The following is a 24175-nucleotide window of genomic DNA, read 5'->3' on the forward strand; positions in this document are numbered from 1 at the left end:
AGCTTAATTATCCTTTATAGTCGTCGAAATTAATGTCGTCGAAATCTGCCAGCAAGTCATCATCGTTGCGCGTGCTTTTCTCAGCAGGTGCAGTGAAGTCTTCCTCTTCTTCAGGTTCCAACAAACCTAGTTGTTCCATTAGCTTCTCAATGCGATCGAGTTTCTCATCGACGAATTTCTGTAGACCTGTGCCCAGGTTTTCACCCGCTTCAATACGGTCTAGCAACACGTTCAATTGCGCGTCATTTTCTAGCATCTCTAGTTCTTGCTCTGCCGACAAACGACGCTCTTGCTTCGTCATTTTCTTCGCAGGTTCAACAATCAGAGGTATTTTCTTTTTGCTGCCTAAGCGCGGGTCGCGATTTTGTGCAGCAGCTTGCTTTTTCTGCTCGTTAACTTCTGAGTTACGGTTACCCGTTTTCAGACCTTTACGCTTTTTAGCACGCTTGCGTAAGCGGCCTTCCACATCAGATTCTGTACGGTTACGAGTTACAACAAACTCAGGTGCACCAGCGGCACCCGGTTTTCTAGATTTTTTACTACGGCTCATTACTGGGCTTTCCTCAGTAAAATTACATCATTACCAATAAATTCGAGTTCGAGCTTATCCCGCTCAGCTAGGAACTGGAACGTTTCACGGCTAAAGAACACCACATGAGTTGGATCGTTCTTGTAGTGCCATGATTGAAAGGCTTCAACATCGATGACCATTTTCGTCATCAGGCCTATCCAGCCCCCTGGCTTAACTAAATTCAACCATTGCTTCCACACCAAATCTGGGTGGTAGAGGTGCTCTATCACCTCTGTTGCTGTCATGAAGTCGTACGTTTTTTCTAAAACCGACGTATCAGGGTGGTAGTAGAGATCGTACAACGCCATGTTGTGCCCCGCCTCTTCCAGCATCAAGGAGAGCGTTGGGCCAGGACCACAACCAAAGTCGATACCATTTGATTGTGGAGAAATTCGCTCTGTGATCGGGTCAGCAATACGCGACAAAAAGCTTCGGTAACCCAAATCATCGGGGTTGTTCTCATGCAAATCATAGTGAGCTTTTTCGCTTTCCGCATCCAAACGTTGGTCTGGATTTACGAATACCAAGCTGCACTGCTCACATTGAAGATATTCACGACGCTTATCTTCAAAATAATGGTGAGTGCGCTGATTTTGGCATAAAGGACAGGTATGCATGCTGACTTCCTCAAACAGGGATGCGAAACATACCAGAAAGTGAACTCGGATTGGAGTGTTGTTGAGTATTTTTTCAGCAATTTTTATTAAAAAACTTTGTTTACAACCTATAAAGCTAAATAAGTGCAGTAATCTCAATTCAAGTTACGACTGAGCAAGTCAACGGATATAAAAAAAGCGACAGTCAGACTGTCGCTTTCTAAGTGCCATCAATTGGCGAAACTGTGTTGCACACATTTGGTGCACCAATGATCCCTTTGTTTTTAGAGCTTTCCCTGCCAAAAAGAGTTGTTTTTCATCTTCCTGATGAGTTTTGGCTATCCGTTTACTTCCTGTCTACTGAGCAACTTCCTGTGCCTGATCCGTTTCACTGTCTTAACCGTCAGACGAGATGACCATCCTTATCTGATAGGCTCCCTACCTATCTAAATCCCTTTCTAAATCACCAAGCATCCGAGCTACATCCTTGGAGACCTAAACCGTGGTCTTAAATCCTTACATTCACTCCCTGTGAACGACTTCTACTTTACGCCATCCCGTTATGCTCACAAGTAATGGGTTGAAAAAATAATCCGCCTATTTTTCTAAAAAATCAAAATTATCATTTAATCAAAAGCTTAAAAACACTAACAAGAAAAAGCCAACATCAAGTATGGCAAATGTCTCACAAACTGCCGAGCCAACTATCGCTTTCGCATCCAAACTCGACTGTGATATCTGTCACGAACAAAAATGCCCTAGTGGATTCACTAGGGCATTTTTGTACAAGTTGCTCGAACGATGTAGGGACATCTACCCAACCAGCTCAAGATGCAGGATCTTGAGCGATTTAGGTATATTAGTGCAGACCGCCAACGTATTTAGACAGCACTTCGATATCTTCGTCTGTCATTTTCTTCGCGATGTCGCGCATCATGGCATTCATATCATTGCCACGGTCGCCATCACGGAATTTTTCTAGCTGAGCTTTGATGTAGTCAGCATGCTGACCAGAAATTTTCGGGAAACCTGAAAGCTCAGTACCATTGCCACGAGGACCATGACATGCAATACATGCGGTTAGGCCACGCTCGGCATCACCAGCGGTATAAAGCGTTTTGCCTTTTGCTACTACATCTTCAGGTGTTGAGTTTTCTGAAACTGGTAGCGAAGCGTAGTAAGCAGATAGGTCTGCGATATCTTCATCGCTCAGTGGCATTGCCATACCACTCATTACAGGATCGTAACGACCTTGTTTACCACCACTTGTCATGCCTAGCTTAAGTTCTTTTAACTGCTTCTCAAGATACTTAGCGTGTTGGCCTGCGAGTTTCGGGTACGTTGTTATTGCACTGTTGCCATCTGCTCCGTGACAGGCGACACAGGTTTGTGATTTTGCTTTACCAGCCTCAATATTACCTTGGGCCCATACTGAGCAACTGGCTAAAAGACTCAAAATTAGCGCTAATTTCTTCATGACATTCCATTATAATTATCAAGCTTCCAGTACCACGGAATGTGAACATACCGCGTACACTCATGGTACAATAGGCGACCTTATGCCGAGCACGGTTATTTTACACATTTTCACAAAAAAGTAATCAATCGACTACACAAAGTCGAGATGGAGTTAACAGTGAGCGTAAAAATTCATTACCAAAATACGCATTTCATCACCAGCGCACCCGATATTCGTCACCTGCCGGAAGACGAAGGTGTCGAAATTGCGTTTGCAGGACGCTCAAACGCTGGTAAATCGAGTGCACTTAACCGTCTAACTAATCAAAAAAGCTTAGCCAAGACATCAAAGACACCTGGTCGTACGCAATTAATCAACCTTTTCAAAGTAGAAGAAGGTTGTCACATTGTCGATCTACCTGGATACGGTTTTGCTCAAGTACCGGTAGAGATGAAAAACAAATGGCAGAAATCTTTGGGTGAATACCTACAGAAACGCGAGTGCCTAAAAGGCTTAGTGGTTCTAATGGACATTCGTCATCCAATGAAAGATCTCGACCAACAAATGATTTTCTGGGCCATCGATAGCCACATTCCTGTGCAAGTTTTGCTAACCAAAGCAGATAAACTAAAAAGTGGTGCACGCAAACAAACTCTACTGAAAGTTCGTAAGCAAGTAGAAACTTTCGGTGGTGACGTTTCTGTTGATGTGTTCTCTTCACTGAAAGGATTAGGTGTCGATCAGCTACGTGCAAAACTGGATACCTGGTTTGCACCAGCACTAGCACACCTGATAGAAGAAGACGAACAAGAGATACCAGCGAGCGATGAAGAATAATTAACAATATTTGTTAAATTTCTTCGACACGGCCCTGCCATTTGGTGGGGCTTTTGTTTATCTGAACTAAATAACAGGCAATAAAAATCCCCGCCTTCCTGGCAGGGATAACGGGAGAGAAAAATTGGTAATTATTGTTATGTGACGAAGCATTGCTGAACTGAGATTCGATTTCAATAGGTTAAAAAGCGCTCTTGTTTCCTGTGTATCACCAAACATTCACTCCAAAAACACCCAATAGCGTTACAATTCAGACAGTTAAGCCAAGCAAATCTTCAAAAAGATGTAACTTAGTTTCTTTCAAGAAAAAATAATAGTGTGACTGGCGTAAATTTACAGGATGAATAACGCAATAAATTTGAAGGAAAAATCGAGATTTTGCAGTGACTTAGAAAGGTCAAAAAAGAAGGTTTTTGAAGGCTAACTTTAAGCTGCTGATCCAAAAGAATAATTTTCTTTCGCCCAATAAAAAACGCCCCAGTCAAAAACTGACTGGGGCGGCTGAATCAGCCTAATCCAATAACGTGAAACAAAAGGTCTGAAAGATAGAACATCTTACCTCTGTACCCTACGAGTATTAATGTACAACAATTGGTCAGAATTGCAAAGAATTTTTGTAGTTTTTTTTCATGAAATTTTTATTAAGCAACATCAAAGTTAACTTTGCGCTAGCTTTTTTAATCTCAAAAAAAAGCCAGCGTTTGTGCGCTGGCTCATAATTAATTGGTTATTTTGGTCTAAAAGTGACTAATGAGCTTGATCCCAGTTATCACCGTGACCTGCTTCTGCAACCAACGGTACTTTTAGCTCTGCTGCAGATTCCATCAATTTCTGTACTTTACTTTCAATTTCGGACAATGATGACTCTTCAACTTCAAAGACCAATTCATCGTGTACTTGCATTAATAACTTCACACGACCATTGCCTTCTTCCTGAATCCACTGATCAACCAACAGCATCGCTTTCTTAATGATGTCCGCTGCCGTACCTTGCATTGGTGCGTTGATTGCCGCACGTTCAGCAGCTTTACGACGCATCCCGTTGCGCGATTTGATTTCTGGCAAATGCAAACGTCGACCAAAAATCGTTTCAACATACCCTTTATCTGCTGCTGTGCTGCGTGTGTCTTCCATGTACTGCATCACGCCTGGGTAACGTTCAAAGTATGTATCCATGTACGCTTGAGCCTCACCACGAGGAATGCCTAATTGCTTCGCCAAACCAAACGCACTCATGCCGTAAATAAGACCGAAATTAACCGCTTTCGCACGACGACGTTGCTCACTTGAAACGTCCTCAATAGAAACACCCATGATTTCTGCTGCGGTTGCCGCGTGGATATCTTTGCCATCACGGAATGCATTCAATAAAGCTTGGTCGCCAGAAAGGTGCGCCATGATGCGCAGTTCGATTTGCGAGTAGTCGACCGCTAAGATTTTATGCCCTGATGGCGCGACAAACGCTTGACGAATACGACGGCCAGCTTCGTTACGAATTGGAATGTTCTGTAAGTTCGGATCAGTAGAAGATAGACGACCCGTTGCAGTCACTGCTTGGTGGTAAGAAGTATGCACGCGCCCCGTTGATGGGTTGATCATCTTCGGCAGTTTGTCGGTGTAAGTTGATTTTAGCTTCGCCAAACCACGGTATTCCAAAATCAGTTTTGGTAGTGGGTAGTCTAGCGCGAGTTCTTGCAGAACTTCTTCATTCGTCGATGGTGTGCCTGATGGCGTTTTCTTCACAACCGGTAAACCCATTTTTTCAAATAGGATGGCTTGTAATTGCTTTGGCGAGTTCATGTTAAACTCTTGCTCTGCAATTTCGTACGCTTTCTTTTCAAGCTCATCAAGGCGAGCGGTAATCTCGACCGACTGCGCACTCAGCTTCATTTCATCGATAAAGACCCCAGTGCGTTCAATGCGCGAAAGAACTGGCACCAACGGCATTTCAATCTCTTCGTAAACTGTCTTCAGGCTTTCATCCTGCTCGATATTAGCAAACAAGCGATTGTGCAGACGAAGGGTCACATCCGCATCTTCTGCCGCGTATGGCGATGCTTGTTCCAGTTCGATTTGGTTAAACGTAAGCTGATTTTTGCCTTTACCTGCAATTTGCTCAAAAGAAATGCAGCTGTGCTGTAGGAAGCGAAGCGCCAAGCTGTCCATATCGTGTTTACCGCCGACACTGTTGTAGATATACGATTCCAACATCGTGTCGTGCTTAATACCTTTTAGCTCAATGTCGTAACGAGCGAGTACAGACGCATCATACTTTAAGTTTTGACCGACTTTTGCTTTCGCTGCATCTTCAAGAATTGGCTTCAGCTGTTCTAGTACCCAATCACGATCAAGCTGTTCAGGCGCATCTAAATAGTCATGTGCAACTGGCACATAAGCCGCAATACCTTCATCGACAGCGAATGACAAACCAACTAGATTCGCTAGCATGTAATCTAGGTTATCGGTCTCCGTATCAAATGCAAACAGCTCAGCCGTTTGAAGTTTATCTAGCCAAGCATTGAAGGTTTCTTTATCCAGAATTGTTTCATATTGGCTGCGATCGATTGTTACCGCAGAAGTTTCCATCTCGGCTTGAGAAGAAGAAGCTTGTGAAGATCCTGCAAGCTCTACGGCCTCCACAGATCCAGAACCGCCTTCAAGTAGTTCATTCAACCAAGATTTAAACGTCAGTTGGCCATACAGCTTCACTAATTCGTCTTTATTTGGTTCCGCTTTCAGCAATGATTCTGGCGTTTCCTCAAGCTCAACATCCAATTTGATGGTCGCGAGCTCATACGAAAGCATGGCATTTTCTTTGTTGTCGATGAGCTTTTTCGCCATGGTTTTAGAACCACGGAAACCAAGCCCTGCAATATCATCGAGGTTTTCATACAACTTCGTCAGACCACCAATACCTTGCAGTAGTGCGGTCGCTGTTTTATCACCGACACCCGGTACACCAGGAATGTTATCTACTTTATCGCCCATCAGTGCTAAGTAGTCGATGATCAATTCAGGTGGAATGCCAAACTTTTCAACCACACCTTCACGATCCATTACGACGTTCGTCATGGTGTTGATCAAGGTAATGTTATCATCCACTAGCTGCGCCATGTCTTTATCACCAGTACTGATCAATACAGGCATGCCCTTTTGTGATGCTTGGTATGCTAACGTACCGATGACGTCATCCGCCTCGACGCCAGGAACACAGATCAGCGGCAAACCCATTGCACGAATAACATTGTGTAATGGTTCAATTTGACAACGCAGGTCATCCGGCATTGGCGGACGATTCGCTTTGTATTCTGCATACATATCATCACGAAAGGTTTTTCCCTTTGCATCGAAAACCACCACGATGCGCTCAGACGCAAACTGACGCATCATGCTGCGTAACATGTTCACGACGCCGTAAACGGCATTAGTTGGAATTTCACCATTGCTCATGGTGCCCGGGTAGGCGTGAAAAGCGCGATATAGGTAAGAAGAGCCGTCGATAAGGATCAACGGATTTTCAGGAATACTTGCCATAATTGTCTGTATCCAATTCAGTACTTGAGAGATCTGCCTAGGATGCCATGACTGCTGATCTGAATCTATCTTGTTCGCTCGATCTAGGTCGCGTAAATTTTTCCGACTTTATTCACGAAAACACCACCTCCTGTGGATAACTCTGTTTATAGAAATTATCCACTGGTTATCCAATAACAAAAAACACAAGAAAGCACCAACCCAAACCATTGATTAATAACAACAAATTCGCATAACGGCGAGAAGATCAACGATCCTAAAATGATCATCGCATGTGGAAAAGATATTAATAGTGACGTCAAATAGAAATCGTAGAAAAGAAAAAAGCGACCCGAATGGGGTCGCCTAGCAGAAGTGGTAAAGCAAATTCTGTAAATAGAGCAGCTTAACCAAGAAGCTATAAATTACACTGGAAGCAATGTGAGCAATGTCGTGTCAAAAAGAATTCGTGCAAGTTCTCGGAAAAATGTTTCATCACTTCTCAACTTTCAGTTAATTAACTTCTGTTAATAAGTCACTCAACGTCCTTGTGAACTTTCCTCATTCCCTAAGACAGGTTTAATAATAATGATTCTCATTTCGTAGTCAACAGTTAAATGAGAAAAAATCTCATTTATTTTCACATTGCTTTAATGAAATGCACTCGAGATTCTCGAAGATTTACTTTTTCTTCAAACTTTTCAATGATATAGCCATTTCTTAATAACAAGCGAAGCATAGCCGGAAACTGGTTTCGAGATTTCACTTTTAATGTGTTGTAGCCTTGTTCTGCCACCCAATCCTCTTGAGCTTCCAAAAGCAGTTGTGCCACGCCTTCATTTCGAGCTTCAGGGACAACACCACCTAACCAGCTATAGAAAACACCATCCTCTAATTCGTAACCTATTTTGAAGCCGACAATCGTGCCATTTTTTTCTGCAACGAGGATTAAACTGTTTTTCTCTTCTAAACGTTGAGTCATGGAGTCTACCGTTTCTCCTTTCGAAAACTCGGTAACACGCGCCACAACTTGAAGTGCTTCTTCCAATGTGCCTTCACGAATCAGCATTGTCATTATTCTCTTCTCCAAAATAAAAATACCCAAGCACCTTGGATTGTTACTGTTGTAATCCGCCTGAGGTTACTTGGGTATATACAGACGAACAACTCTTGTTGGTCTGGTATTTCTCACTGAGCGATAATTACTCTTCTGTCGCTTCCGGAGTACGATTTAGGTGTTGAGCAGTTTGTGCATTCTCTTCTGCCAACCACTCAGCAACGTCTTTCGCAAAGTACGTTAAGATGCCATCTGCACCTGCACGTTTGAAGCACAATAGTGATTCCATCACAATTTCACGCTCTTTGAGCCAGCCATTCATGATCGCCGCTTTATGCATCGCGTACTCGCCAGAGACTTGATAAGCAAATGTCGGTACTTGAAGTTCAGTTTTTACTCGGCGAACTACATCTAAGTATGGCATACCAGGTTTAACCATCACCATGTCCGCACCTTCATTGATGTCTAGCGCCACTTCGTGAATCGCTTCATCAATGTTTGCTGGGTCCATTTGGTAGTTTTTCTTGTTGCCGCCTTTTAGATTTGAAGAAGAGCCAACCGCATCACGGAATGGTCCGTAGTAGTTCGATGCGTACTTAGCCGAGTAAGCCATGATTTGAGTATGAATGTAGCCCGCGTTTTCTAATGCTTCGCGGATCTTACCAATTCGGCCATCCATCATGTCTGAAGGCGCGACTACGTCAGCACCCGCTTCTGCATGAGACAAAGCCTGCTTAACCAATACTTCTGTGGTTTCATCATTCATTACGTAGCCATCTTCATCGATGATGCCGTCTTGGCCATGTGTCGTGAATGGGTCGAGTGCCACGTCTGTGATTACACCAATTTGAGGAATGTGTTCTTTAAGTGCTCGTACTGCTCGCTGAACCAAACCTTCTGGGTTGTAGGCTTCAGTAGCACATAAGCTTTTAGCGTCTTGGTTTACGACAGGGAAAAGCGCGATTGCTGGAACGCCTAGATTTGCAAGGTATTGTGCTTCTTCTAGCATTAAATCAATCGACAAACGCTCTACACCCGGCATGGACTCCACGCTCTCACGACGATCTTTACCCATAAGAATGAACATTGGGTAAATCAGATCATTAACAGAAAGTTGGTTCTCAGCCATCAAACGACGACTAAAATCGTGCTTACGTAAACGACGCATACGGCGTGCAGGGAATGGACCTTGAATTGATACAGACACCATTTTCTCCTTGTCTGGACGGTTATGATGATCAAATCATCTGGTGAACAAAATCATATCACTCTTGATGCATGTTGCGAGTGACAATCTGGAAAAAGGTAATGAAAAAAACTGAAAATGACCCAGCACTCACACTCAAGTATACTTCGAATACGAAACCAACCATGAAGCACAGAGAGTAACGATGATCGATACCCACGCGCACATCTATGCTAGCGAATTTGATAACGACCGCGATGAAGTAGTACAACGCGCCTTAACGCAAGGCATTAATAAAATCCTGTTGCCAAACATCGATCTGGACTCAATTGAGCCCATGCTAAAAACCGAAGCGGCATATCCTGACGTATGCCACTCAATGATGGGGCTGCACCCTTGCTATGTGGATAACAACGTTGAGCAAACGTTGGAGATCATCCGCGGCTGGTTTGAGAAACACAAGTTTATTGCGGTGGGCGAAATCGGTATCGACCTGTATTGGGACAAAACCTATCGTGCTGAGCAAGAAATGGCGTTCGTAGCTCAACTTAACTGGGCAAAAGAGATGGATTTACCGGTCGTTATCCACACTCGTGATTCGATTGAAGAAACACTCACTTTGCTACGACAAGAGCAAGATGGTCGTCTGCGTGGTGTATTCCACTGTTTTGGAGGCAGCTTAGAAGAAGCGCAAGCAATCAATGAGCTAGGCTTCCACTTAGGCTTGGGTGGCGTATCGACCTTTAAGAATGGCGGGATGGATAAAGTCATTCCACATTTGGATATGCAGTGGGTCATTTTAGAAACCGACTGTCCATATTTAGCGCCTGTGCCACACCGTGGTAAACGTAATGAACCAGCCTACACTTCTCTCGTTGCACAACGTGTTGCCGACTTGCGTGATGTCGACATCGCAACCATCGATGCCATAACGACTGAGAATGCCAAAAAGCTGTTTAATATTTAATTCACGAGAATTGAAAAAAGCGACGAAATCAACGTCGCTTTTTTATCACCTAAACTATTGAATGAACGATTCAACCCGTTGAAATAGTAGAACAATCCATACAAAATTATTGATAAACATAATAATTAACTAGCAACTCTACTTACTTCTCATATCGTCACTTTACTTCGTCCGCTTTGCAAAACTGTCGACAACTCGACACATTATTTTTCTATACTGATTTACGCCCATTAATTAGCACAAATGTAAAACAGCATGAATATGGAAGTTGAAGTGTGTACACATGGTGCTTACTTACAACGCGTACCGCGCAGTTTTTTTCAAAAGCTGCTGGGCATCAAGGAAGTATACGTATGCACAAAATGTGGTTACGTCATGAAAGTTAAGTAATTAGCCCAAGAAAAAACCAACCGCAAAAAAAAGCGGCTCAATTGAGCCGCTTTTCACATCTAGATTAGCCTTATTCTTCGGTTTCCGCTTCTACTTCTTCGCTTCGACGAGTATAAAAACGCGCGAAGAACAAACCGACTTCAAACAGTAAACACATCGGAATAGCGAGTAAGGTTTGCGAGATCATGTCTGGTGGCGTTAACACCATACCTACGACAAACGCAGCCACTATAATATAAGGACGTTTCTGTCTTAAATCTTCTGGTGTAGTGGCCCCAGTCCAACACAACAAAATAATCGCAACAGGCACCTCGAATGCGATACCAAACGCCATAAATAGCGCCAGCACAAAGTCGAGATAACTCGAGATATCAGTTGCAAACTCTACTCCACCAAGAGAGATGGCGGTAAAGAAGCCAAACACCAATGGAAATACCACGAAGTAGGCAAATGCCACTCCACAGTAGAACAATAGCGAACTAGAGAACAGCAGTGGCATGATCAATCGACGTTCATGCTTGTACAAACCTGGCGCTACAAATGCCCACACTTGATACAAGATAAACGGCACCGCAATAAATACCGAAGCAATTAACGTCAGCTTAAGTGGCGTAAAAAAAGGTGACGCTACATCCGTAGCAATCATGGTCGCGCCTTCAGGTAGACGTTCTACTAAAGGTGCGGAAACAAACTCGTAAATGTGGTTAGAGAAATAAATTAGTCCGACAAACACGACCAACACTGCGAGGATTGAGCGCAGTAGTCGGTTGCGAAGCTCCAACAAATGACTAATTAAAGGTTGTGTCTGCTCGACGGTAGACATGGCAAACCTCTTATTAAAAACCAGATCAAAAAGGAGCTACCAATCACTAGTAGCTCCTCCTAATGAGACTATTCGGCTTTCTTATCTGCCGCTGTAACCTTGCTCTCTTGCGCTTTCTCTACCTTTTCTGCTGCTGGCTCTGTTTTTACAGGCTCAGCCTCTGAATCGGTGTTCTTTGCGTAAGGACGATTTACAGATTGCGCTGCCTTCTTCAACTCTTCAACTGAAGATTTCAACTCAGGGGACAAATCATCCATCCCCATTTGTTCTGCTTTGCGCAAGTTTTCTTGCAGCTCTTGGACTTTCAGCTCGTGTGACAATTCGTCTTTGACGCTATTTGCCATACTCTTAGCGGCACCGATAAAGCGAGACACGCTGCGAATAGCATGAGGCAAACGCTCCGGCCCAAGAACGACCAGACCAACAACAGATATTAATACCAGTTCCCAAAAACCGATATCAAACACGTTTTACGCCTGCTCTTTGTCTTTTTTCGTTTCAGGAGCAGCTTCTTTTTTCTGCTGCTCTTCTAGACTTTTTGGTTCGAAGTCTGCGTCTTTGTCATTTTTCGCAGGTTCATCTTCGCTCATCGCTTTTTTGAAGCCCTTAACGGCACCACCCAGATCGCCACCGATACCGCGTAGTTTCTTTGTTCCGAATAGCAATACAACAATTACAGCAATGATTAGAAGTTGCCAAACACTGATACCACCCATTCTCTTTACCTCGGGTCTTTAAACAAACAAAAATATTTCAAGAGTTTAACGTCTATTGACGATAAGCTCGCCAACTAAGCAGCCAAAATGTGACACCTGCGATACCGCAGGCCAACGAAAGCTGCTCAAAAGCATCGTTCACCAATATTGCCGAGCATACGACTAAAGTCGCGCCAACGCCAAACAAAAACTTTCCTGTCGCCTGCTGGCGCTTGCTCTGGCGATACCCTTGATAAAGCTGATCCATACGTTGATTCATCGCTTTACCTTGTTTCAGGCTATCGTAAAGTAGCTCTGGCAGTTCAGGTAATTTCTCTGCCCAAAATGGTGCGCGGTCTTTAATCGCATTCACTAGAGCTTGCGGCCCAACTTGATTCATCATCCATTCTTCCAGGAATGGTTTTGCGGTCTCCCACAAATCAAGTTGAGGATATAGCTGCCTACCAAGCCCTTCCACGTACAACAGCGTTTTTTGCAACAGTACAAGTTGTGGCTGAACCTCCATATTGAATCGACGTGCCGTGTTGAACAAATTCAACAACACATGACCAAAGGAGATTTCGCACAATGGCTTAGCAAAAATAGGCTCACACACAATGCGAATCGCGAACTCAAACTCATCGACATTGGTATCCGCAGGCACCCACCCTGAATCCACATGTAACTCCGCCACTCGGCGGTAGTCACGATTGAAAAACGCCAGGAAGTTTTCCGCCAGATAACGCTTGTCTTCGCTATTAAGTGTACCAACGATTCCGCAATCTAGCCCTATCCACATTGGGTTCTCTGGATGTTCGGGTTTGACGAACACATTACCCGGATGCATATCAGCATGGAAAAAGCTGTCTCGGAACACCTGAGTGAAGAACACACTCACACCGCGTTCCGCGAGCAATTTCATATTGGTGCCATTTGCTTTCAAGCCTTCAATATCAGAGACTTGAATGCCATATATTCGCTCAGAAACCATGACAGTTTCATTACTGAAGTCGGGAAAAACTTCAGGAACATACAATTCTTCGCTGCCCTCAAAGTTGCGGCGCAACTGAATGGCATTCGCCGCCTCACGTCGCAAGTCGAGTTCATCAAGCAGGGTTTTCTCGTACTCACGCACGACTTCAACTGGTTTTAAACGACGTGCTTCAGGCATCGCTCCGGCGACTATACGCGCCATTCGGTGCATCAGTTTTAGATCTGAATCAATGACTGGGCGAATATCTGGGCGGATAACCTTTAATACCACTTCTTGGTTAGTGTCTTTTATGCGCGCAGTATGTACCTGAGCAATCGACGCAGACGCCAGTGGTTTGATATCAAACTCGGTAAACCATTTTTCTAACGGACCACCTAATGCTTGCTCCATCTGCTTTTTTGCCAACTCGCCATCAAAAGGCGCGACTTGGTCTTGAAGTAAAGCTAGGGGATCAGCGATATACGGAGGAAATAAGTCACGGCGCGTCGACATCATCTGACCGAACTTAATCCAAACCGGCCCCAGCTCTTGCAGTGCTAAACGCAGACGTTCACCGAGTGGTTTTTCTGGGTGCTTGTTCTTAATCCAAAACAAGCTTTTGCGCAGTAAAAGCGGCGCTTTGGTCAGTTGGTGATCGGGAAGCAGCTCATCTAAGCCGTATTCCAGTTGTACTTTGGCGATGTGGTATAAGCGCTTTAGTTCTGCTGGCGTCATGGTTTCTCCAATGCAGGCTTATCTGCATCCAGCTTATTCAGCAAAGCCGTTAAACGAGCTTCAATGCGAGAAGCCTGGCTGCGAACCTCATCAACTTGGTCGCAGAAATAGGCCACTTCTAACGGAGCGGGAGCCAGTTTCCATTCTTCAGTCACTACTTGCGCCAGATGACGCTGGTGTTTTTCTGCTTGAGACGCAAGAAAGTTGCCGATGTTTTTTGAACCTTGCACAAAGGTATGTGCGGCGACATCGCCAGTCACGCGAGACAACCACTCTTCAACATCTGGTTTGCAATCCACCATCAACTGAGAGAATTTCTGCGCCAATTGAATATCGCCTTCAAGTTCAAGTTTATCTTGTTTAATAAGACGAGTGATGTTGGCCTGATCGCGCAGCTCTGGTAACACACTCAAGTTGAGCGATAGGTAGCAGTTAGGCTGCCCTTCGTAATAACCAAGCACATCAATTTGCTGACTAAAAACGAATGTCAGTGTTTTATTGATCTCTTTCAGGTGAACTTGAATAACTTGACCTTTTAGACGCGCTAAACGACGGCCCAATGCAGGGTCGTCTTTGATCAGTGTATTCAGTGACGTTTCAATCACAGCGGTGATAAGTGGTTCAAATGGCATGCCGTTAACCCTTAGAATTTATAACCGCGATGCAAAGCCACAATACCACCAGTTAAGTTGTAGTATTTGGTGTTTTCAAAACCTGCGTCTTGCATCATGCCTTCCAGCGTTTCTTGGTCTGGATGCATACGGATTGACTCCGCTAGGTAGCGGTAACTCTCTGAGTCATTCGCAACTAGCTCACCGATTCTCGGCAACAAGTGGAATGAATATGCGTCGTATACTTTCGATAACGGCTCTAGCACTGGTTTTGAAAATTCCAACACCAATAGACGGCCGCCTGGCTTCAGTACGCGGAACATTGAACGAAGCGCTTTGTCTTTGTCAGTCACATTACGCAAACAAAAACTGATGGTGATGACATCAAAATAATCATCTGGGAACGGCAGTTCTTCTGCGTTGGCTTGAACGTAATGCACGTTACCCACAATACCGTTATCACGCAGTTTATCGCGACCAACGTTAAGCATTGAGTTATTGATATCGGCAAGGATGACATGGCCTTCATCGCCAACAATGCGCGAGAATTTCGCCGTCAAATCCCCCGTACCACCACCTAGGTCAAGAATACGTTGGCCAGGGCGAGCGCCACTACAATCGATAGTGAAGCGCTTCCAAAGGCGGTGAATACCACCTGACATCAGGTCATTCATGATGTCGTATTTTGTTGCCACGGAGTGGAATACTTCGGCAACCTTAGTCACTTTTTCGTCTTTTGCCACTGTAGAGAAACCAAAGTGAGTGGTTTCATTCTCTAACGCTGTATTGGATTGCAAACTTGTGTCCGTCATTCTAATTCCTCTTAGGCAGCGCTTTCCTCTACGGGGCGTTTGTTGACAAATAAAATCGCCCACTGCACTGCGGGCGATTAGTTTACTTTATCCTCAGCCGGATGTCTTTCTACTAACGGGTCATTTTCTGAAAATGCATCACTGTGCGCTAACTGCGCGAGGTCGGAAGAAATCGGTCGTTTAATTTCAACTCCCAAGTGTTTAAAGCTTTCGGCTTGGCGAATCACATTTCCGCGCCCTGTGGCAAGCTTGTTCATCGCACCTTGATAGCTTTGATTCGCCTTATCCAGCGCACCGCCGAGCCCCTCCATGTCGTCTACAAACAATCGTAATTTGTCGTAGAGTTTTGTCGCACGCTGCGCAATCATTTTAGCGTTTTCATTTTGGCGTTCATTGCGCCATAGATTATCAATGGTGCGCAGTGCCACCAGCAACGTTGTTGGGCTCACCAAAATGATGTTTTGCTCCATCGCGTCTTTGATCAAACTTGGATCGGCTTGAATCGCGACTTGGAACGCCGGCTCAACCGGAATAAACATCAGCACATAGTCCAAACTCTGAATACCTTTGAGTTTGTGGTAGTCCTTCATGCTTAACCCTTTGATATGTGCACGTAGAGCAGCTAAGTGCGCATTCAAAGCCTGATCGCGCTCAGCATCAGTTTCGGCGTTGAAGTAGCGCTCATAGGCAACCAGCGCCATTTTAGAATCCACAACCACTTGTTTGTTTTGTGGGAGATGCACAATGACATCAGGTTGGTAACGCTTGCCTGCTTCATTTTGTAAGTTCACCTGAGTCTGATATTCGTGCCCTTCACGCAAGCCAGATTCGGCAAGTACCCTAGCGAGCACCACTTCGCCCCAGTTACCTTGCTGTTTGTTGTCCCCTTTCAACGCTTGGGTCAAATTAACCGCTTCGCGCGTCATTTGCTCATTCAAACGTTGCAGGTTTTTCAGCTCATGCACTAAGGTATGGCGCTCTTTAGCTTCTTGGCTAAAGCTGTCATTAACGTGCTTTTTGAACCCTTCTAACTGTTCTCTAAGCGGTGACAACAAGCCTTCTAAACTCTGACGGTTTTGCAAATCGACCTTCGCGGTTTTTTCTTCAAACAGTTGGTTAGCCAAGTGCTCAAATTGCTGTTTCAGGCGCGCTTCCGCTTGCTCTAGAATTTGCAGTTTTTCGGCATTGGCTTGGTTTATTTGCTCATGGCGAGCTTGCTGCTCACGCAGTTGCGTTTCTAGACGTGATTTGTGTTCACGCATCTGACCAAGCTCATCAAAGTATTGCTGGCGCTCTTGCTTTACAGCCTCGAAGTAACGCAGTTTTTCCATTGCTGCCATCAGCTTTCCATGTGTTTGGCGTACTTCAAACGCGGCTTTATCGCGCTCATCATCTAATTCATCCAACTCTTGCTGGGCATCGGCAAGGCTTTGCTTGACCTGTTCAAGTTGCTGTTGATGAAGCTGTTTTTCTGAAACAAGTTGTTGCTCGAGAAGCTGAGTTTGGGTGATAAAACGCTGTTTCACCCACCAACCGGCAGCGACACCACTAAGCGTGGCAGCACAAAGAGAAGAGAGAATGAGAGATTGGTACTCAAGAATCCATTGCATAATAGCGAGTTAGCCTGTGTTTTGTATCTATAACAATGGTATTTAGACACTGGATAAATGTCCAGTTTGTTGGATGAAAAATCCTCGCATACACTAGGCCTTCCTATAATATTCTTTCTTCCGCTCAAATTATCCAAACCGAGCGGCACATCATCACGCAGAGGCATCATGAACGAGCGTCGCGCCCTAGGATTTGGGCTCTCAGCAGTATTACTTTGGTCTACCGTTGCAACCGCATTTAAACTCACGCTGGCAGAATTTACGCCAATTCAAATGCTATGCATTGCCAGCATCGTCTCTGCGATTGCACTAACAGTAATCTGTGGTGTGCAAGGTAAATTGGGCCAGTTAAGCGCTACATTTTTCTCAAACCCTTGGTATTACCTACTGCTTGGGTTGATTAACCCTTTGGCGTATTACGTTATTCTGTTCAAAGCATATGACTTGCTGCCTGCATCTCAGGCTCAAGCGATCAACTACAGCTGGGCCATCACCTTAACGCTAATGGCCGCTGTTTTCTTAGGACAAAAGATCCGTGGTAAGGACTGGCTGGCTTGCGGTTTTAGTTATGTCGGTGTGATAGTGATTGCCACGCAAGGCAATCTTTTAGGCATGGAATTTGAGAGCCCGTTGGGTGTTGGCCTTGCGCTGCTATCAACGCTGCTGTGGGCCGGTTACTGGATTTTAAATACCAAAAATAAGGCCGACCCTGTGGTTGGCGTTCTGCTCGGCTTTTTGGTCGCTATTCCATTCGCCATTGGTTTAAGTCTTTATGAAGGTGCTGACTGGCAGGCAATCTCAGCTAAAGGCTGGGCAGCGGTGACGTATGTCGGACTGTTTGAAATGGGGATCACTTTCGTTTTGTGGCTGAGCGCACTCAAATCAACGCAAAACACCGCGCGTATCAGTAATCTGATCTTTGCTTCTCCATTTATCTCACTCATGTTGTTAGCTACCATCATCGGCGAAGAAATTCACCCTTCAACCTTGATTGGCCTGGTATTGATCATCAGTGGCTTAGTCATTCAGCAAGTCTCATGGGGCAAGAAAACCAAAGCGGTAAACGCTTCTTAATCACCTATCAAAAGCCCTAAAAAACGATGCAATAAGTTGGATAAAAAAGAGATATAGATAACATTTTAATGATAGAAAGCACTTTACGCTGCTAGGATTTAGCTACGCGTTGGATACGATACTCACAAAGCCCAATAGCTTACGCTAGATTCTAATATAATTACCTTTGGGCGATTTAGGACTCGTTATTAATTATGTTTCGCTTCGCTATTCCTTCGCCTTTGATGGCAGACTGGCAACACGTTCTGCGACAATGCTGTAATGTAACTCAAGCTCAGGGACAGCTTTATACTCTGAGCGATACTCAGCAGTGGCTATCGACTGAGGTTTCCACCTCAACCCAAAATCATCGTGCTATCGTCGATGTTATAACGCAAGTTGTCGATCACTTTACGCCGACAGATTTTACAGTTAGCCATACCCCCTTTGAAGAGCAAACCTTGAGCATAGGACCGATTTGGCTACCAAATGGCAAATTGCTTGCCGTACTGACATTGACTCACCCTAATGATCAATCGACGGTTGTTTCGGCATGGCTAAGCGCAATAGCGGGGCGGATCAGCTTTGATATCAACTTGCACTGTCAGCAAGAACAAACGCGACATCAAAGCGCCGAAATAAAGCCAACACCAACACTACAAGAGTTTATCGACTGCCTTGAAGACCACGTATGGATAAAAGGCATGGATGGTCTTTATTCGATGACCAACCGAAGCGTAGAAAATGCGTGGCAAAAAACCAACAGTGAAATCATTGGAAAAGACGATTTTGCTCTGTTTAGCCATGAACGTGCGGAAAAATTCATTGATGCCGATAAATTGGTGGTAGCCACGGGCACGCAAAATATTGTTGAAGAATGCCGTCAAATTGATGAAAACAATAACCCCACTTGGCTAGAAACCATTAAGTCTCCTGTCCGTGATCATGCGGGAAACTTAATCGGCATTCTGGGGATGACACGTAACATCACCCGCCGAAAAATGGTAGAAACGCAGCTCTCCTTAGCGTCCCAAATTTTCAACAATTCGCAAGAAGGCATGGTCATTACAGACCGCAATGCCAACATCATTGATGTAAACACGGCTTTTACCCAAATTACAGGTTACCGCTCTGAAGAGGTGATAGGAAAAAACCCACGAATTCTGCGCTCAGGCCATCATGATCAAGGTTTCTATCAACAGTTGTGGCATCAACTCGAAAACAAAGGCCAATGGAAAGGCGAATTCATCAACAGAAAGAAAGATGGCAGCATTTATCCGCAATTAGCGACCATTAGCGCCGTAATGGACGATAAAAACCACCTTATTAACTACATTTGTGTATTTGAAGATATCTCTGTGCGTAAGGCACACGAAGAAAAGCTGCAGCGCATGGCTTTTTACGATCCATTAACCAATCTACCTAATCGCACTCATTTACTTAGCTTACTCGAGCAACACATCGAAACCGGACACAAAAGCCAGCAGACGTTTGCCACCCTATTCTTAGATATCGACCATTTCAAACACATCAACGATAGTATGGGCCACTTCTGTGGTGACCAATTGCTGTCTAAGTTAGCGATTCGTCTGCAAGATGTGCTTCACCTCAATGCGCATGTGGCTCGCATTGGCGGCGATGAATTTGTGATTATTTTGCCAGACATCCATAGTGATGTTGCCTTACTGGAAACCGTCGGCGATATTCTAAGCGTATTCCAGCAACCATTCGACTTGGCAAACCACGACTCACTTCGTGTCTCGACCAGTATTGGTATTGCCTTGTACCCAAGAGACGGTCAAGACAGTGAAACCTTACTGAAAAACGCAGACACTGCGATGTACTTAGCGAAGAAAAATGGACGCAACGGCTACGCGTTTTACTCACCGGATTTGACCGATAAATCCGTATCCCATGTACGCATTCAATCCGCTTTGCATCAAGCAATAGAAAAACAACAACTCCGGTTAGAATTCCAACCGCAATACAACTTGGAACAAAATACGATTGTCGGCGTGGAAGCTTTATTACGCTGGCAGCATCCAGAGTTTGGCCTTGTACCACCAGCAGACTTTATTCCAATTGCAGAAAAAACAGGGCTGATTCAAAGCATTGGTGAGTGGGTGTTACAACAAGCTTGTTTGCAAGGTAATGCTTGGCTAGACCAGGGCATCGAGTTTGGCAAAATCGCCGTCAATGTTTCTGCGTTGCAGCTTCAGCAGTCAAATTTCATTCAGCGATTAAGTACTATCCTCGATAACACCGGATACCCTGCCCAACGGTTAGATTTGGAGATCACAGAGAGCTTTTTACTGATCGACCCTCAACAAGCCATTGCATCGTTAAATCAATTACGAGAGCTGGGTATTGAGATTTCTCTGGATGACTTTGGAACTGGCTATTCGTCTTTGTCTTACTTGAAAGGTTTGCCAATCAACAAACTGAAAATTGACCGCTCATTTGTCAGTGATGTCCCAAGTAATAGCGACAGCAACGCGATTGTGAATGCCATTATTGCCATGGGAAAAACGCTGTCGTTGAAAGTCGTCGCGGAAGGGATAGAAACTCGGGAACAAGCCGATTATTTATTCGAAAAAGGCTGTATTTATGGTCAGGGATATTTATTTAGTCAGCCAGTGAGCGCTGAAAAACTGTTTCGTTGAACCAGCTTGACCCTCAAGTCACTCTCGCGGTGCCACGTCCGCGGAGGTGATTTGTTTTGCTTGATTTTGGGTTGATTGGCATAGCTCTAGACGATCAACCAAAATATTGATACAAACCAGCAACGGCACACCGATCAATAGTCCCATTCCGCCCCAAAGCCAGCCCCAAAAAACAAGCCAAACAAAAATCACTAACGGGTTTAAGTTAAACCTTTTCCCCAATAGTGTTGGTGTAACAAACTGACTTTCAATCAAATTGAGCAGTAAATAGATAGACACCACCGTCAGCATAAAACTGACCGACTCCAACTGAAGATAAGCAACAAAGCCAAAGCTCACCATGGATATGACAGGGCCGAGGTACGGCGCAAAATTCATCACGCCTGCAAATGCGCCCCATAGAAATGGATCTTCAAGGCCTAGAACAAAAAACACGGCCCCAACACTCAACCCCAGCCCCGCATTCACTAAAGTGATGGTGCCAATGTATCGAGACAGGTCTTTCTGTAGCGCTTTGACCAACTCAATCGCTTGGCGCTGTTTGGCGAACCCATGTAAGTAAGACACTGACTTTCGAAATAAGCTTCGTCCATGATTGAGCATAAAGTAAACCATAAACAGCACGATCATCGCTTGTGTCAAAATCGTCGGCGTAGTGGTCGCGAGCGTTTTTACCAAAGAAAATACGGTATTGTTCCCGACCTCATCCATACTCATATCGTTGGCGATATTCAATGGAGTATTAAGGTGATCAGCCGAAGCTTTAGTAACTTCGCTTACTTCTTGCGACACATTTTTCACGATACTGGGCAGCTCAGACCACCATTGCTTGGCGGGCTCCGACATGGCGGAAAGACCAATAATTGAGGCGCCAACTAGAAATGACAGCGTCAACACGACGGTAATAGCACGTGGTAAGCCTTTGTCTTCAAGATAATTAATGAAAGGGCTGCACAGCAGAGAAATAAAGGTGCTAAGCACAATAGGTAACAATATTGGCTTGGCAAAATACAGCCCTGGGACGAGTAACAGGACGAGAAGCGTTGCACCAATCGCAGTGTTGGCAGGAATGTTCAATTTCGCTGTCATAATAAGCTCAGAATCGGTAAGAAAATTTTGCGGTGAAATCCGCTATTAGAGTGGTTCGCCCTCTGTCGTCGCAGCGTTGCTTACTTGTGTTGCTGCATTTCCATTTTGCTCCGCATCTGACTCATCCAGAGAAGCTGCCGCGACCGGCTTTGTGAGCGAATCGGTAATATCAGACACGCTGCTAACCAATAGCCCCATTGACGAAATAGAAGAAGTCAGTCGAGACAATCGACCTGCTTTTGCTGCGGTAACGGCAACGACAGCACTAATGCCTAATGTCGTCCAAGGGTTTTCTCTCACAAACTTCTTGGTGGTAAACGTGAACATTTCCATCGACAAACAACATTGCTCTAGAGATGCTTTACCTTCCATCCGCTTGATCCGCATGGCTCGATTGAGCTTTTGTAGCGAGCGCATCCCACCCCTCCTGTAATTGTTCTGTCGTATTTTTGAATCCAAGAAATCCAACTAAACGCTTCTGCCACCAGGCTAAAGCAAATAATGCCAAGCCTAATGATGTGATAAATACACCCACGGCAACATATACGTTGGCAGTTAACTGATAAGCCACCACCCCAGAGGCAAGGCACAAACTGAATACGAACAATACCGACAATAGAGTAAAAACAACGGTACACAGCAAAATCTGACGCACTGCGGACACGTTAACTTTCATCTCCAAGAGGAACAAATCCAACGTTGAACCTGACCATACTTTTAGCGATTTCGTCAGTTGGTCCAATTGCGCAAGAATGCTGCTCAAACCATTAATGGTTTGTTGGATATCCTGTTCTTCTGCCCCATCAGGGGCTCGGCCGCTGTCTGAAGCCGCCGAGCCTGATTGCTGATTGGTAACTTGCCCTGAGTTATTCATGTGAAGCCTCGCCTTTCTGTTGTGTGGCTTAATCCTTGGTGACCACTACTATTTGATCAGCTTCGAAACCGCCCAACCAGCAAGGAAGGCACAGCCTATGCTCAGCAATGGGCGCTCCTTGATTACATTTTCTGCCGACTTGGTCGCCTGCTGAACTTGCTGTGCACCGACATCCAGCTTCTCTTTGGCTTGGTCTTTCATCGCGCCAACAGCTTCCGTCGTGGCTTGCTCCGCTAAGTGATATGCTTCTTCTAACTGCTCTTGAGGTTTTACTGTGCTTTCTTTTGTAGTAGCCATAACTAGCCTCCATTAATGAGTTGAATAGTGAATCAAGTGAAACAATGTTTGACCTCACTTACTCCCTACAAAGCCATATCCATGCCAGAATTTTAAGTTATTGTTTTTTATTGATTTTATTTTCATTTCGATAAAAAGCCGTATCTGCACGTGTAATTCTTTCCAAGCTTTCCCCGCCATTCTTGTAATTTTTTCTTAGCGCCTTACCGACTGTTAGCAAGTTATTGCAAAAAAAGATATTAAGTCACTGATTAATAAGACTTAAAATTCATTGGCATACAACCTGCAATTAAAGATGAAACATCGTGTTTGTATTCCATACGCTCAAACACCCCTATCACCAGTAAATAAGGAGTGGCATATGAAAAATGAAAACATCGCCTCAATCATTGAGCTTATCGAAAGCGGAAATGAAATTTACAACAAGGCCATCGAGAACATCGACAACACTTCTTTGAATAATGTGTTGGTAGAACTGCTCAGAGTACGTGAGCGTGCAGTCATTGAGCTCACTCCCTACTCTCTAGCAAGTAACAATGAAGAATCTGCCGACGACACTCCGGTTTCCTACACCATCAAGGCGCGTGAGGTCTACAGCGACGTGATGAAGGAAGTGTCCTCTGACAAAGAGTCTATGTATTTAGAACAGCTTGAAGGTGTCGAAAGCAAGGTACTCAAAGAGATTGAGAATTTGATTACTTCCCACCCAGAGCAGGCGGATAACTCGGTTCTGCTGAAAGTTCGTAGCGATATAAAAAGCTGCAAAGAAAAACTCAGCAGCATCAGCCTTATTAGCTAAAACTTGGTGGTCGCCTTTGCAATAAAGCTCGGTATTGATCAAAGAAATGGCCAACTTGCTTTGGCCATTTCTGACAAGCCCACAGGCGCATTAACATAACCATCACGAGAAATGTCCCACGACAATAGTCATAAATAAAGAGGTCACTATGACATTGGATAACAATCGAGTAAGGGAGCTACTCGTAAAAATGACACACCATCGCCAAACGTGTTTGCCTCTCGTTAACCCGCAATCACATATGACACTCGCAAGAGCGGCATATCGATTCGTGAAAATAGAAAAAGTGATGATCAAAAAGATGGCGAAGCTGTTCTTCGATCAAGATGGTGAACAATTCATTGCAGAAAATGCCACCGAATACGGCGTTGCCGAGTTAGGCAATTACAAAGAAATGCATTTTATGAATAAATTACTGTTAGATGATTTAAAAGCCCTGCTTAGAGCCATTGACGACACCAACTTAACCGCACTTGTTTCTTATTGGTTAGCTGCTTTACAAGTTGAAAACGATGAAATTGAAAAGCACTTACCTCAGGGTGAGTAATTATACTCGCCCTTCTTT

The 24175-nt window shown here is 44.5% G+C and carries 23 protein-coding genes; 6 read left to right on the forward strand and 17 right to left on the reverse strand.

Annotated features, from left to right (window positions below; all coding sequences use genetic code 11):
• Nucleotides 1-7: 7 nt before the first annotated feature.
• From yihI to R7Q38_RS15635, 3 genes are all read right to left on the reverse strand, one after another.
• Complete coding sequence (yihI, locus tag R7Q38_RS15625; protein WP_239938435.1) at nt 8-550, reverse strand: Der GTPase-activating protein YihI; 543 nt, start codon at nt 548-550, stop codon at nt 8-10.
• Nucleotides 550-1188 carry a class I SAM-dependent methyltransferase gene (locus R7Q38_RS15630; protein ID WP_064353517.1) on the reverse strand — a complete coding sequence of 213 codons (639 nt, stop codon included), beginning with the start codon at nt 1186-1188 and terminating at the stop codon, nt 550-552. Before R7Q38_RS15630 ends, yihI begins: the two co-directional genes overlap by 1 nt.
• An 838-nt stretch (nt 1189-2026) precedes the next feature.
• Nucleotides 2027-2644 (reverse strand): c-type cytochrome, encoded by a 618-nt coding sequence (locus R7Q38_RS15635; RefSeq protein WP_005379248.1) that lies wholly within the window; start codon nt 2642-2644, stop codon nt 2027-2029.
• Nucleotides 2645-2803: 159 nt separating this feature from the next.
• Between R7Q38_RS15635 and yihA the strand changes: the two genes are divergently transcribed.
• On the forward strand, nt 2804-3463 hold the full coding sequence (yihA, locus tag R7Q38_RS15640) for a ribosome biogenesis GTP-binding protein YihA/YsxC (RefSeq protein WP_017635019.1): 660 nt from the start codon (nt 2804-2806) through the stop codon (nt 3461-3463).
• 747 nt (nt 3464-4210) lie between these two features.
• Here the strand turns inward: yihA and polA are convergent.
• From polA to hemB, 3 genes are all read right to left on the reverse strand, one after another.
• Entirely contained in the window at nt 4211-6997 is a 2787-nt protein-coding gene (polA, locus tag R7Q38_RS15645) for a DNA polymerase I (protein ID WP_318114279.1), read from the reverse strand.
• Between the two features lie 619 nt (nt 6998-7616).
• Complete coding sequence (locus R7Q38_RS15650) at nt 7617-8051, reverse strand: GNAT family N-acetyltransferase (protein ID WP_005379245.1); 435 nt, start codon at nt 8049-8051, stop codon at nt 7617-7619.
• A gap of 127 nt (nt 8052-8178) precedes the next feature.
• Complete coding sequence (hemB, locus tag R7Q38_RS15655) at nt 8179-9240, reverse strand: porphobilinogen synthase (protein ID WP_031777176.1); 1062 nt, start codon at nt 9238-9240, stop codon at nt 8179-8181.
• 184 nt (nt 9241-9424) lie between these two features.
• Between hemB and R7Q38_RS15660 the strand changes: the two genes are divergently transcribed.
• The gene (locus R7Q38_RS15660; protein WP_005379240.1) at nt 9425-10186 is read left to right on the forward strand and encodes a TatD family hydrolase; all 762 of its coding nucleotides are present in this window, start codon (nt 9425-9427) and stop codon (nt 10184-10186) included.
• Nucleotides 10187-10646: 460 nt separating this feature from the next.
• Here R7Q38_RS15660 and tatC read toward each other — a convergent pair whose 3' ends face one another.
• The 7 genes from tatC to rmuC form a co-directional block, all read right to left on the reverse strand.
• Nucleotides 10647-11399: a twin-arginine translocase subunit TatC gene (tatC, locus tag R7Q38_RS15665; RefSeq protein WP_005379234.1), complete on the reverse strand. Its 753-nt coding sequence runs from the start codon at nt 11397-11399 to the stop codon at nt 10647-10649.
• 68 nt (nt 11400-11467) lie between these two features.
• Complete coding sequence (gene tatB, locus R7Q38_RS15670) at nt 11468-11866, reverse strand: Sec-independent protein translocase protein TatB (protein ID WP_033905892.1); 399 nt, start codon at nt 11864-11866, stop codon at nt 11468-11470.
• A gap of 3 nt (nt 11867-11869) precedes the next feature.
• Entirely contained in the window at nt 11870-12115 is a 246-nt protein-coding gene (gene tatA / locus R7Q38_RS15675; RefSeq protein ID WP_005382958.1) for a Sec-independent protein translocase subunit TatA, read from the reverse strand.
• Nucleotides 12116-12167: 52 nt separating this feature from the next.
• Entirely contained in the window at nt 12168-13802 is a 1635-nt protein-coding gene (gene ubiB / locus R7Q38_RS15680) for a ubiquinone biosynthesis regulatory protein kinase UbiB (RefSeq protein WP_213868867.1), read from the reverse strand.
• On the reverse strand, nt 13799-14434 hold the full coding sequence (locus tag R7Q38_RS15685; RefSeq protein WP_137281627.1) for an SCP2 domain-containing protein: 636 nt from the start codon (nt 14432-14434) through the stop codon (nt 13799-13801). Before R7Q38_RS15685 ends, ubiB begins: the two co-directional genes overlap by 4 nt.
• A gap of 11 nt (nt 14435-14445) precedes the next feature.
• Complete coding sequence (ubiE, locus tag R7Q38_RS15690) at nt 14446-15225, reverse strand: bifunctional demethylmenaquinone methyltransferase/2-methoxy-6-polyprenyl-1,4-benzoquinol methylase UbiE (RefSeq protein WP_005379210.1); 780 nt, start codon at nt 15223-15225, stop codon at nt 14446-14448.
• Nucleotides 15226-15302: 77 nt separating this feature from the next.
• Complete coding sequence (gene rmuC, locus R7Q38_RS15695; protein WP_239938437.1) at nt 15303-16835, reverse strand: DNA recombination protein RmuC; 1533 nt, start codon at nt 16833-16835, stop codon at nt 15303-15305.
• 168 nt (nt 16836-17003) lie between these two features.
• Here rmuC and R7Q38_RS15700 point away from each other — a divergent pair, with 168 nt between their 5' ends.
• Together R7Q38_RS15700 and R7Q38_RS15705 are read left to right on the forward strand one after the other, a co-directional pair.
• The gene (locus R7Q38_RS15700; RefSeq protein WP_064368891.1) at nt 17004-17909 is read left to right on the forward strand and encodes a DMT family transporter; all 906 of its coding nucleotides are present in this window, start codon (nt 17004-17006) and stop codon (nt 17907-17909) included.
• A gap of 194 nt (nt 17910-18103) precedes the next feature.
• Nucleotides 18104-20551: an EAL domain-containing protein gene (locus tag R7Q38_RS15705; RefSeq protein ID WP_318114281.1), complete on the forward strand. Its 2448-nt coding sequence runs from the start codon at nt 18104-18106 to the stop codon at nt 20549-20551.
• 18 nt (nt 20552-20569) lie between these two features.
• Here the strand turns inward: R7Q38_RS15705 and R7Q38_RS15710 are convergent, their stop codons facing one another.
• Genes R7Q38_RS15710 through R7Q38_RS15725 form a run of 4 tightly spaced genes read right to left on the reverse strand, consistent with a single transcriptional unit; the run spans nt 20570 to nt 22811 of the window.
• Nucleotides 20570-21640 (reverse strand): AI-2E family transporter, encoded by a 1071-nt coding sequence (locus R7Q38_RS15710; RefSeq protein ID WP_262630270.1) that lies wholly within the window; start codon nt 21638-21640, stop codon nt 20570-20572.
• Nucleotides 21641-21685: 45 nt separating this feature from the next.
• Nucleotides 21686-22012 (reverse strand): hypothetical protein, encoded by a 327-nt coding sequence (locus R7Q38_RS15715; protein WP_005379200.1) that lies wholly within the window; start codon nt 22010-22012, stop codon nt 21686-21688.
• Nucleotides 22002-22514 carry a hypothetical protein gene (locus R7Q38_RS15720; RefSeq protein ID WP_033905884.1) on the reverse strand — a complete coding sequence of 171 codons (513 nt, stop codon included), beginning with the start codon at nt 22512-22514 and terminating at the stop codon, nt 22002-22004. The genes R7Q38_RS15715 and R7Q38_RS15720 overlap by 11 nt, the downstream gene beginning before the upstream one ends.
• A 48-nt stretch (nt 22515-22562) precedes the next feature.
• Nucleotides 22563-22811: a hypothetical protein gene (locus R7Q38_RS15725; RefSeq protein WP_005379196.1), complete on the reverse strand. Its 249-nt coding sequence runs from the start codon at nt 22809-22811 to the stop codon at nt 22563-22565.
• A gap of 361 nt (nt 22812-23172) precedes the next feature.
• Here R7Q38_RS15725 and R7Q38_RS15730 point away from each other — a divergent pair, with 361 nt between their 5' ends.
• Together R7Q38_RS15730 and R7Q38_RS15735 are read left to right on the forward strand one after the other, a co-directional pair.
• Complete coding sequence (locus tag R7Q38_RS15730; RefSeq protein ID WP_005379194.1) at nt 23173-23610, forward strand: DUF2383 domain-containing protein; 438 nt, start codon at nt 23173-23175, stop codon at nt 23608-23610.
• Nucleotides 23611-23758: 148 nt separating this feature from the next.
• Nucleotides 23759-24157, forward strand: a complete 399-nt coding sequence (locus R7Q38_RS15735) for a hypothetical protein (RefSeq protein ID WP_005379193.1) — start codon at nt 23759-23761, stop codon at nt 24155-24157.
• The last annotated feature ends 18 nt before the right edge of the window (nt 24158-24175 follow it).

Origin of the sequence: Vibrio sp. Vb0598 (assembly GCF_033338935.1) — a bacterium.
Taxonomy (GTDB): domain Bacteria; phylum Pseudomonadota; class Gammaproteobacteria; order Enterobacterales; family Vibrionaceae; genus Vibrio; species Vibrio alginolyticus.

What these genes read in the sequence shown, in the direction of transcription:
- tatC (WP_005379234.1), bottom strand. Translation starts at nt 11,399, where the DNA reads ATGTCTACCGTCGAGCAGACACAACCTTTAATTAGTCATTTGTTGGAG.
- ubiE (WP_005379210.1), bottom strand. Translation starts at nt 15,225, where the DNA reads ATGACGGACACAAGTTTGCAATCCAATACAGCGTTAGAGAATGAAACC.
- R7Q38_RS15630 (WP_064353517.1), bottom strand. Translation starts at nt 1,188, where the DNA reads ATGCATACCTGTCCTTTATGCCAAAATCAGCGCACTCACCATTATTTT.
- polA (WP_318114279.1), bottom strand. Translation starts at nt 6,997, where the DNA reads ATGGCAAGTATTCCTGAAAATCCGTTGATCCTTATCGACGGCTCTTCT.
- tatA (WP_005382958.1), bottom strand. Translation starts at nt 12,115, where the DNA reads ATGGGTGGTATCAGTGTTTGGCAACTTCTAATCATTGCTGTAATTGTT.
- R7Q38_RS15735 (WP_005379193.1), top strand. Translation starts at nt 23,759, where the DNA reads ATGACATTGGATAACAATCGAGTAAGGGAGCTACTCGTAAAAATGACA.
- ubiB (WP_213868867.1), bottom strand. Translation starts at nt 13,802, where the DNA reads ATGACGCCAGCAGAACTAAAGCGCTTATACCACATCGCCAAAGTACAA.
- rmuC (WP_239938437.1), bottom strand. Translation starts at nt 16,835, where the DNA reads ATGCAATGGATTCTTGAGTACCAATCTCTCATTCTCTCTTCTCTTTGT.
- R7Q38_RS15660 (WP_005379240.1), top strand. Translation starts at nt 9,425, where the DNA reads ATGATCGATACCCACGCGCACATCTATGCTAGCGAATTTGATAACGAC.
- R7Q38_RS15700 (WP_064368891.1), top strand. Translation starts at nt 17,004, where the DNA reads ATGAACGAGCGTCGCGCCCTAGGATTTGGGCTCTCAGCAGTATTACTT.
- R7Q38_RS15650 (WP_005379245.1), bottom strand. Translation starts at nt 8,051, where the DNA reads ATGACAATGCTGATTCGTGAAGGCACATTGGAAGAAGCACTTCAAGTT.
- R7Q38_RS15710 (WP_262630270.1), bottom strand. Translation starts at nt 21,640, where the DNA reads ATGACAGCGAAATTGAACATTCCTGCCAACACTGCGATTGGTGCAACG.
- R7Q38_RS15725 (WP_005379196.1), bottom strand. Translation starts at nt 22,811, where the DNA reads ATGGCTACTACAAAAGAAAGCACAGTAAAACCTCAAGAGCAGTTAGAA.
- R7Q38_RS15685 (WP_137281627.1), bottom strand. Translation starts at nt 14,434, where the DNA reads ATGCCATTTGAACCACTTATCACCGCTGTGATTGAAACGTCACTGAAT.
- R7Q38_RS15720 (WP_033905884.1), bottom strand. Translation starts at nt 22,514, where the DNA reads ATGAATAACTCAGGGCAAGTTACCAATCAGCAATCAGGCTCGGCGGCT.
- R7Q38_RS15715 (WP_005379200.1), bottom strand. Translation starts at nt 22,012, where the DNA reads ATGGAAGGTAAAGCATCTCTAGAGCAATGTTGTTTGTCGATGGAAATG.
- R7Q38_RS15705 (WP_318114281.1), top strand. Translation starts at nt 18,104, where the DNA reads ATGTTTCGCTTCGCTATTCCTTCGCCTTTGATGGCAGACTGGCAACAC.
- R7Q38_RS15635 (WP_005379248.1), bottom strand. Translation starts at nt 2,644, where the DNA reads ATGAAGAAATTAGCGCTAATTTTGAGTCTTTTAGCCAGTTGCTCAGTA.
- R7Q38_RS15730 (WP_005379194.1), top strand. Translation starts at nt 23,173, where the DNA reads ATGAAAAATGAAAACATCGCCTCAATCATTGAGCTTATCGAAAGCGGA.
- yihI (WP_239938435.1), bottom strand. Translation starts at nt 550, where the DNA reads ATGAGCCGTAGTAAAAAATCTAGAAAACCGGGTGCCGCTGGTGCACCT.